Source organism: Hydrogenophaga sp. (assembly GCF_041633695.1).
Taxonomy (GTDB): Bacteria; Pseudomonadota; Gammaproteobacteria; order Burkholderiales; family Burkholderiaceae_C; genus Hydrogenophaga.
In genome coordinates this window covers 1-5,818 of record NZ_JBFJMY010000270.1, presented here as the reverse complement: position 1 = coordinate 5,818, position 5,818 = coordinate 1, and the positions used below count along the sequence as shown (strand labels likewise).

The window sequence follows — 5,818 nt, the reverse complement described above, 5'->3', positions numbered from 1 at the left end:
GAACGGGTGGGTGTCGCCCAACGGGGTTGGACTGGGGTGGGCAGCGCGGGGGCTGGGGTGGCGTGGGGGCATGGTGGGCGGTGGTTTGTCCGGTATTCGCCGAAAGCTGACAGATCATCGCCAATCGGCATGCAGGCTTGAGTCTACGATCACGCCATGAACACAGCAAGCTCCGCGAACGCCCACCCGTTGCCCGGTGGGGTGCCCTTGAGGCAGGACATTGGGCTGATCAGCCTTGTGGGGCTGGCGCACATGGTCAGCCATTTCAGCCAACTGTTGCTGGCGCCCTTGTTTCCCTGGCTCAAAGACGCTTTTCAGGCCAGCTATGCCGAGCTGGGCTTTTTGATGACGGTCTTTTTTGTCACCTCGTGCGCCGTACAGACGGCTTCCGGTTTTGTGGTGGACCGCGTGGGCCCTCGACCGGTGCTGTTTGCCGGGCTCTCGCTGTTGGGCTTGGCTGCGTTCGGTTTTGCGAGCAGCACCAGCTACTGGATGCTGGCCGGATTCTCGGTGGTGGCAGGCATCGGCAATGGCGTTTTCCACCCGGTGGACTACACCTTGCTCAACCGCAAGGTGAGTGCGGCCCGGCTGGGGCATGCCTACAGTGTGCACGGCATCACCGGCAGTCTGGGTTGGGCGCTGGCGCCGGCCATGATGGTGCCGATCGCGCTGGCGTATTCCTGGCGGGCCGCTTTGGTCTGTGCCGGGGTGCTGGCGTTTGCGGTGCTGGCGGTGCTCTGGGTCAACCGCGAACAGCTGAGCCTGCCTGCGGCGCCGAAGCCCGCCGCAGGTTCTCCGGCCCAGGACGACCGCCTGGATTTCCTGCGCATTCCGGCGGTATGGATGTGTTTTGGTTTCTTCTTTTTCTACGCCATGGCCCTCAGCGTGGTGCAGGCCTTTGCGCCCGAGGCGGCGCGCCAATTGCATGGCGTACCCCTGGCGCTGGTGGCGGTGTGCCTCACCGCGTACATGGTTTGTGCCGCCGCAGGCATGGTGTTGGGCGGCTTTCTGGCGTCGGACCCGGCGCGCTGCGAGCGCATCGTGGGCGTGGGTTTCAGCCTGGCGGCCTGCATTGCTTTGGTGTTGGCCTGGGTCGATGTGAGCGCCATGGCGGTGCCGGTCCTGTTTGGCGCGATGGGCTTCTTCGCGGGCATTGCCGGGCCGTCGCGCGATCTGCTGGTGAAAAAATCCACACCCGACAACGCCACAGGGCGGGTCTATGGCGTGGTGTATTCGGGCTTGGATATTGGCCAGGCCGTGGCCCCCTTGATCTTTGGTTTGTTGATGGATCACGGCCAGTTCCAGGGGGTCTTGATCGGTCTGGCCGTGGTGCAGGCGGTGCTGATTGCAAGCGCTTTCAACGTGCGGCGCGTGCGCCGAACGGTGCTGGCTCCGGCCTGAGGCAGGGCGCACGCACCGGCTGGCGGCTGTTTGATGCCGCACCGCTTCCAGGCGCGGCACAACGGGTATAACAACGGGCTGGATTGCTTTCCCAACCGCCTGGAAGACCCCCGCAGATGTCCGCCTCCGAGGCCACCCCTCGTTTGCTTCAACAGTGTTATCAGGACGCGCTCTCTGGTGCGCCTGAGCTGCTGGCGCGCTGCATCGACGCCGCCGTCGTCGGTTTGCAGGGCGCTGAAAAGGCGTCCAGAGACATCGCGCAGCGCGACTTGCTCGCGCGGGCTGGGTGGGCGCTGCAGCAGAACAAAGGCCTCTGGCTGGAGACCTACCCCGCGCAACTGCGCGAGGCGTTGATGTCCGCAGCCGACGATGCACCACCTTCCTCGCGTCCGGCGCTGTACACCGAATCCACCCTGATGTCGCTGGTGGACGACGATGCGCTCAAAGAGTCGCTGGAGTCGGCCCGCCTGGTGCAAAACCTCTTGCCGGTGGTGGAGCACGAACTGGCGGTGCTGGACGCCTTGATGAGCTCGCTGGTGGGTTTGGTCACGGTACGCGCCGAGCGCAACCCGTTGCGGCCCTTGGTTTTTGTGCGGGTGTTGCGTGAAACCATGGCGTCGAGCGACCACGAAGCGGCGGTGCGCAGCCTGTGGTTGCAGCACATGGCGGCACCGCTGGGCGCCGAGTTGAAAAAACTGTACGAGCGCCTGGGCTTGATGCTGCAGCGTGCCAACGTGCGCGAAGCGGGGTACCGCGTGCGCCTGTCGCCTGATGGGCCCGTATCGACCCGTTCCGGTGGGCTGGGCTGGTCGCCCAACAGCCAATGGCAATCTGCGGTGGACCCTGTCAGCACGCAAGATGCCCCGGCGTGGCCGAATGAAGACGAACTTCCGCCCATGATCGAGCTGGCGCGCCAGCATTCGGGTATCGACAACCCGGTGTTCCACGGGTTTCTCAACCAGGGCGGGGCCCAGTATGAGCGGCACCTCACGCCCGCTTACTACGATCAGGTGAGCGAGGAACTGGCCGCGATCGAGGCCTATGCCGCGATCCCGCTGCTGGACGAGTCCATGATCCTGGAGCGCAGCGTCCAGCACCGCGACATGCCGGTGGTGGACCGACCGGCGCGGGCAGTGGGCATTGCCAGCCAGCTCAGCCAGAAGACCTGGGGCGCATACGCGGCTGCGCACGAACGCGCCAAGGTGCTGATGCGCCTCAAGCAAAAGGCGCGGCGCGTGGCCCAGGCGGTGGGCCTGGACCTGGTGCGTGCTCTGGTCGGCCAGCTGGCCAGCGACCCTTTGCTGTTGACGCCGGTGCGCGAGGCGGTGGTGGCGCTGGAGCCTGCGCTGCTGCGCCTGGCCATGGACAAGCCGCGCTTCTTCAGCGAAGAGGAGCACCCGGCCCGGCTTCTGGTCGAAGGCGTGGCGCAGCGCAGCTTCAAGTACAACGACGAGTTCTCAAGCGACTTCGAGACCTTCTTCCAGCCCGTACAGCGCGCCTTCAACCGGCTCAACGCGCAAGAGGACGGCGATCCAAAAGCTTTTGCCACAGCGCTGACCTCCTTGCGCCGAAACTGGGACGCGCAAGACCAGCAGGAGCGCCCGCTGCAAGACAACAGCTTGCAGTCGATGCGCCGCGCCGAAGAGCGCCAGGCCCTGGCCGATCAGCTGGCTTGGGATATGAGCCAGCGCCCCGACGTGGACAACGCGCCGGGCGTGATCCTCGACTTTCTGTATGGACCCTGGTGTCTGGTGATGGCGTCGGCCCAACTGGGCGATGCCAGCGGGCAGGCGAACGACCCCGGGGGCTATGGCAAGGCGGTGTCCCAGCTCTTGTGGAGTGTGAAAAAAGAAGTCACGCTGCGGCGCCCCAAGCAGTTGTTCGACATGATTCCCGGTTTGCTGTCCACCCTGTATTCGGGCCTGGATTCTTTGGGCAAGACGCGGGAGGAAACCAAGCCTTTTTTTGATGCGCTCATGCGCCTGCACCAACCGGTCTTGCGCTTGCGCCGTGCCCGCATCAAGAAAGACGCGGTCCATTCCGCACCGGCGCCCCTGGAGATCGGGTCGATGTCGATGGAGCTGGACGAGACCTTGCCCGCCACGCCCGAGCAGCGCCGGCCCCACCGCGCCGCGCAGCCCTGGCTGGGCAAAGACGAGCTGGTGGCGGCGGGTTTCGAGGACACCTTGCCGAGTTACCACGCCGATCTGGTGGCGCTGCGCGGTGAGTCACCCAGCGGGGAAGGTGAGAGAGGCGGGGAGGGCGAAGACGTATCGGCGCCGACCCCCGTTGGCGAAGACAGCGAGGCTCTCGGCGCCGAGCTGCTTCAGACGGCCACAGTGCTAGGCGGATTGCGCGAAGGCGACTGGGTGGACTTGTACGCCCGCGAACAGTGGTTGCGCGCACAACTGATCTGGGCCAGCAGCAAGGGCACGCTGTTCATGTTTGTGAGCGGTGGTGGGCAACCCCATTCCATGACCAAACGCAGTTGCGAACGGCTGATCGCCAACCGGTTGCTGCGCCCGGTGGCGGCGCACGGGGTGGTGACCACCGCCTTGCGGGCCATGACCGCCGAGACGCCACCGAGCCGGTCCCGCGCAGCCGTCTGAGTGCCGAGGCGGCGCGCCAGATGGCGTCGCGTCGCGTGACGTCACACGGCGCTGCGGTGCCGTTCTATGCAGGTGCGCAACACCTCGTCGTGTTCGCGCTGCCACCAGTTGCCGGTGGAAAAAATTTCCACTTCGCTGTAGCCCTGAAAGCCTTGGGCTTCAACCCAGCCGCGCAGGCGTGGAATGTCGATCACGCCGTCGCCCATCATGCCGCGGTCGTTCAGCAAGTCGGTGGTCGGGGTGAGCCAGTCGCACACGTGGAACGCCAGCAGGCGGCTCTTGCCCGCGCGTTCGATCTGGGCCTGCAGCTTGGGGTCCCACCAGACGTGGTACACGTCCACCGCCACGCCCAATGCGCCGGTTTTGTCCGGGTCCAGCGCGTCACAGACGTCCAGCGCCTGCTCCATGGTGTTGATGCAGGCGCGGTCGCCTGCGTACATGGGGTGCAGCGGTTCTATGGCCAGCGGCATGCCGGCTGCCTTGGCGTAGCCGAACAGTTCTTCGATGCCATCGCGCACCTGGTCGCGGGCACGCTGAAGGTCTTTGTGCGCAGCCTGGCCAGCGAGTGCGCCGGGCAGGCTGCCCACGACCAGCACCAGGCACGGCGCTGCAAGTTCACAGGCTTCGTCCACCGCACGCCGGTTGTCGTCGCGCGCGGCCTGCTGCCCGGCCGCGTCCAGCGAGGGGAACATGCCGCCCCGGCAATAACCGGACAACTCCAGGCCCAGCGCTCTCACCTGTGCCGAGACGGTTTTCAATCCGGCTGCGGCAACCTGGTCGCGCCAGGGTGAAATGGCCCGGATGCCGTGGCGTGCACAGGCGTCCAGGATGTCGGTCAAGGGCAGGTCCTGGCCACGGCTCTTGCGAACCGTGGCGGTGTTGATGGAGAGCCAACGGTGGTCTTGGGAAAAATCGCGCATGGGTCAGTGCTCTATGCCGTGCAGCGCCAGCAGCGTCTTCATGCGTTGCAGCGCCAGCTCGGGTTGTTCCAGCAGGTTGGCGGCGTCGGCCAGGCGGAACAGTTCGGCGAAATGCACCACCGAGCGCGTGCTCTGCTGGCCGCCCACCATGGTGAAGTGGCTCTGGTGCCCGTTGAGCCAGGCCATGAACACCACGCCGGCTTTGTAGAAGCGCGTGGGCGCGGCGAAAATGTGGCGCGACAACGGCACCGTGGGGCCGAGGATCTCGTGGAACTTCTGCACGTTGCCCTGCGCCAACTCGCCCAGCGCCGCTGCCGCCGCCGGGGCGATGGCGTCGAAGATGCCCAGCAGCGCGTCGCTCTGGCCGTGCGTGATCTCGCTGCCAAAGCCGTCACCGGCGATGAGTTCGGCGTAGTTGAAGTCGTCGCCGGTGTACATGCGAACGCCCCGGCCGTCCTGGCCGCCCACGGTTGGCAGGCACCGGCGCATGGCGATTTCCTTGTCTTTGTCCAGCAGAGAAACCTTGATGCCGTCCACTTTGTCCGGGTGCGCTGCGATCACCGCAAGCGCCGTGCCCATGGCCTTGTCCAGGTCGTCGCTGCCCCAGTAGCCTTTGAGCTCCGGGTCGAACATGTCGCCCAGCCAGTGCAGCACCACGGGCTGCTTGGCTTGGCTCAGGATGCGGTCGTACACGCGTGCGTAGTTGTCCGGGCCTTTTGCCACGCGCGCCAGTGCGCGGCTCGCCATGACAATGAGCCGGCCACCGAGCTTTTCGATGGCAGCCATCTGCTCTTCGTAGCCTGCGATGACCTCGTCGACCGTCTTCACCTTGTCCAGCACCAGGTGGTCGGTGCCACAGCCCGATGCCACCAGGGCGCTGCCGCCCTG

At 65.8% G+C, this 5,818-nt stretch carries 4 protein-coding genes; 2 read left to right on the top strand and 2 right to left on the bottom strand.

Going from position 1 to position 5,818, the window contains the following annotated elements:
- Nucleotides 1–156: 156 nt before the first annotated feature.
- Both ABYB95_RS15625 and ABYB95_RS15620 read left to right on the top strand, forming a co-directional pair.
- Nucleotides 157–1,401 (top strand): MFS transporter, encoded by a 1,245-nt coding sequence (locus ABYB95_RS15625; RefSeq protein WP_372659489.1) that lies wholly within the window; start codon nucleotides 157–159, stop codon nucleotides 1,399–1,401.
- 116 nt (nucleotides 1,402–1,517) lie between these two features.
- Entirely contained in the window at nucleotides 1,518–4,010 is a 2,493-nt protein-coding gene (locus ABYB95_RS15620) for a DUF1631 family protein (RefSeq protein ID WP_372659488.1), read from the top strand.
- A gap of 41 nt (nucleotides 4,011–4,051) precedes the next feature.
- Here ABYB95_RS15620 and ABYB95_RS15615 read toward each other — a convergent pair whose 3' ends face one another.
- Together ABYB95_RS15615 and ABYB95_RS15610 are read right to left on the bottom strand one after the other, a co-directional pair.
- Nucleotides 4,052–4,930 (bottom strand): sugar phosphate isomerase/epimerase family protein, encoded by an 879-nt coding sequence (locus ABYB95_RS15615; RefSeq protein WP_372659487.1) that lies wholly within the window; start codon nucleotides 4,928–4,930, stop codon nucleotides 4,052–4,054.
- A gap of 3 nt (nucleotides 4,931–4,933) precedes the next feature.
- Nucleotides 4,934–5,818: DUF993 family protein (locus ABYB95_RS15610; RefSeq protein WP_372659486.1), on the bottom strand; the 885-nt coding region annotated here is incomplete at its 5' end.

Excerpts from the sequence above, each read along its gene's own strand:
- ABYB95_RS15625 (WP_372659489.1), top strand. The coding sequence starts at position 157 with ATGAACACAGCAAGCTCCGCGAACGCCCACCCGTTGCCCGGTGGGGTG.
- ABYB95_RS15620 (WP_372659488.1), top strand. The coding sequence starts at position 1,518 with ATGTCCGCCTCCGAGGCCACCCCTCGTTTGCTTCAACAGTGTTATCAG.
- ABYB95_RS15615 (WP_372659487.1), bottom strand. The coding sequence starts at position 4,930 with ATGCGCGATTTTTCCCAAGACCACCGTTGGCTCTCCATCAACACCGCC.